At 52.0% G+C, this 2,933-nt stretch carries 1 rRNA gene; it reads left to right on the forward strand.

Going from position 1 to position 2,933, the window contains the following annotated elements:
• Positions 1-26 precede the first annotated feature (26 nt).
• Positions 27-2,917: ribosomal RNA gene (locus tag ACTJK9_RS28905) — 23S ribosomal RNA — on the forward strand.
• Positions 2,918-2,933: the final 16 nt, after the last annotated feature.

A 2,933-nucleotide genomic window follows, 5' to 3' on the forward strand; every position in this document is an offset into this window, starting at 1 on the left:
TATAACCAGATTGCTTGGGGTTATATGGTCAAGTGAAGAAGCGCATACGGTGGATGCCTTGGCAGTCAGAGGCGATGAAAGACGTGGTAGCCTGCGAAAAGCTTCGGGGAGTCGGCAAACAGACTTTGATCCGGAGATGTCTGAATGGGGGAACCCAGCCATCACAAGATGGTTATCTTGTACTGAATACATAGGTGCAAGAGGCGAACCAGGGGAACTGAAACATCTAAGTACCCTGAGGAAAAGAAATCAACCGAGATTCCCTTAGTAGTGGCGAGCGAACGGGGACTAGCCCTTAAGTGGCTTTGAGATTAGCGGAACGCTCTGGAAAGTGCGGCCATAGTGGGTGATAGCCCTGTACGCGAAAGTCTCTTAGTCATGAAATCGAGTAGGACGGAGCACGAGAAACTTTGTCTGAATATGGGGGGACCATCCTCCAAGGCTAAATACTACTGACTGACCGATAGTGAACTAGTACCGTGAGGGAAAGGCGAAAAGAACCCCGGAGAGGGGAGTGAAATAGATCCTGAAACCGTATGCGTACAAGCAGTGGGAGCAGACTTTGTTCTGTGACTGCGTACCTTTTGTATAATGGGTCAGCGACTTATTTTCAGTGGCGAGCTTAACCGAATAGGGGAGGCGTAGCGAAAGCGAGTCTTAATAGGGCGTCTAGTCGCTGGGAATAGACCCGAAACCGGGCGATCTATCCATGGGCAGGTTGAAGGTTAGGTAACACTGACTGGAGGACCGAACCGACTACCGTTGAAAAGTTAGCGGATGACCTGTGGATCGGAGTGAAAGGCTAATCAAGCTCGGAGATAGCTGGTTCTCCTCGAAAGCTATTTAGGTAGCGCCTCATGTATCACTGTAGGGGGTAGAGCACTGTTTCGGCTAGGGGGTCATCCCGACTTACCAAACCGATGCAAACTCCGAATACCTACAAGTGCCGAGCATGGGAGACACACGGCGGGTGCTAACGTCCGTCGTGAAAAGGGAAACAACCCAGACCGTCAGCTAAGGTCCCAAAGTTATGGTTAAGTGGGAAACGATGTGGGAAGGCTTAGACAGCTAGGAGGTTGGCTTAGAAGCAGCCACCCTTTAAAGAAAGCGTAATAGCTCACTAGTCGAGTCGGCCTGCGCGGAAGATGTAACGGGGCTCAAACCATACACCGAAGCTACGGGTATCACGCAAGTGATGCGGTAGAGGAGCGTTCTGTAAGCCTGTGAAGGTGAGTTGAGAAGCTTGCTGGAGGTATCAGAAGTGCGAATGCTGACATGAGTAACGACAATGGGTGTGAAAAACACCCACGCCGAAAGACCAAGGTTTCCTGCGCAACGTTAATCGACGCAGGGTTAGTCGGTCCCTAAGGCGAGGCTGAAAAGCGTAGTCGATGGAAAACAGGTTAATATTCCTGTACTTCTGGTTATTGCGATGGAGGGACGGAGAAGGCTAGGCCAGCTTGGCGTTGGTTGTCCAAGTTTAAGGTGGTAGGCTGAAATCTTAGGTAAATCCGGGGTTTCAAGGCCGAGAGCTGATGACGAGTTGCCTTTAGGCGACGAAGTGGTTGATGCCATGCTTCCAAGAAAAGCTTCTAAGCTTCAGATAACCAGGAACCGTACCCCAAACCGACACAGGTGGTTGGGTAGAGAATACCAAGGCGCTTGAGAGAACTCGGGTGAAGGAACTAGGCAAAATGGCACCGTAACTTCGGGAGAAGGTGCGCCGGTGAGGGTGAAGCACTTGCTGCGTAAGCCCACGCCGGTCGAAGATACCAGGCCGCTGCGACTGTTTATTAAAAACACAGCACTCTGCAAACACGAAAGTGGACGTATAGGGTGTGACGCCTGCCCGGTGCCGGAAGGTTAATTGATGGGGTTAGCTAACGCGAAGCTCTTGATCGAAGCCCCGGTAAACGGCGGCCGTAACTATAACGGTCCTAAGGTAGCGAAATTCCTTGTCGGGTAAGTTCCGACCTGCACGAATGGCGTAACGATGGCGGCGCTGTCTCCACCCGAGACTCAGTGAAATTGAAATCGCTGTGAAGATGCAGTGTATCCGCGGCTAGACGGAAAGACCCCGTGAACCTTTACTATAGCTTTGCACTGGACTTTGAATTTGCTTGTGTAGGATAGGTGGGAGGCTTTGAAGCGTGGACGCCAGTTCGCGTGGAGCCATCCTTGAAATACCACCCTGGCAACTTTGAGGTTCTAACTCAGGTCCGTTATCCGGATCGAGGACAGTGTATGGTGGGTAGTTTGACTGGGGCGGTCTCCTCCTAAAGAGTAACGGAGGAGTACGAAGGTGCGCTCAGACCGGTCGGAAATCGGTCGTAGAGTATAAAGGCAAAAGCGCGCTTGACTGCGAGACAGACACGTCGAGCAGGTACGAAAGTAGGTCTTAGTGATCCGGTGGTTCTGTATGGAAGGGCCATCGCTCAACGGATAAAAGGTACTCCGGGGATAACAGGCTGATACCGCCCAAGAGTTCATATCGACGGCGGTGTTTGGCACCTCGATGTCGGCTCATCACATCCTGGGGCTGAAGCCGGTCCCAAGGGTATGGCTGTTCGCCATTTAAAGTGGTACGCGAGCTGGGTTTAGAACGTCGTGAGACAGTTCGGTCCCTATCTGCCGTGGACGTTTGAGATTTGAGAGGGGCTGCTCCTAGTACGAGAGGACCGGAGTGGACGAACCTCTGGTGTTCCGGTTGTCACGCCAGTGGCATTGCCGGGTAGCTATGTTCGGGAAAGATAACCGCTGAAAGCATCTAAGCGGGAAACTTGCCTCAAGATGAGATCTCACTGGAACCTTGAGTTCCCTGAAGGGCCGTCGAAGACTACGACGTTGATAGGTTGGGTGTGTAAGCGCTGTGAGGCGTTGAGCTAACCAATACTAATTGCCCGTGAGGCTTGACCATATAACACCCAAGCAAT

Source organism: Pseudomonas sp. 22082 (assembly GCF_052046055.1).
GTDB classification, from domain to species: domain Bacteria; phylum Pseudomonadota; class Gammaproteobacteria; order Pseudomonadales; family Pseudomonadaceae; genus Aquipseudomonas; species Aquipseudomonas pharyngis.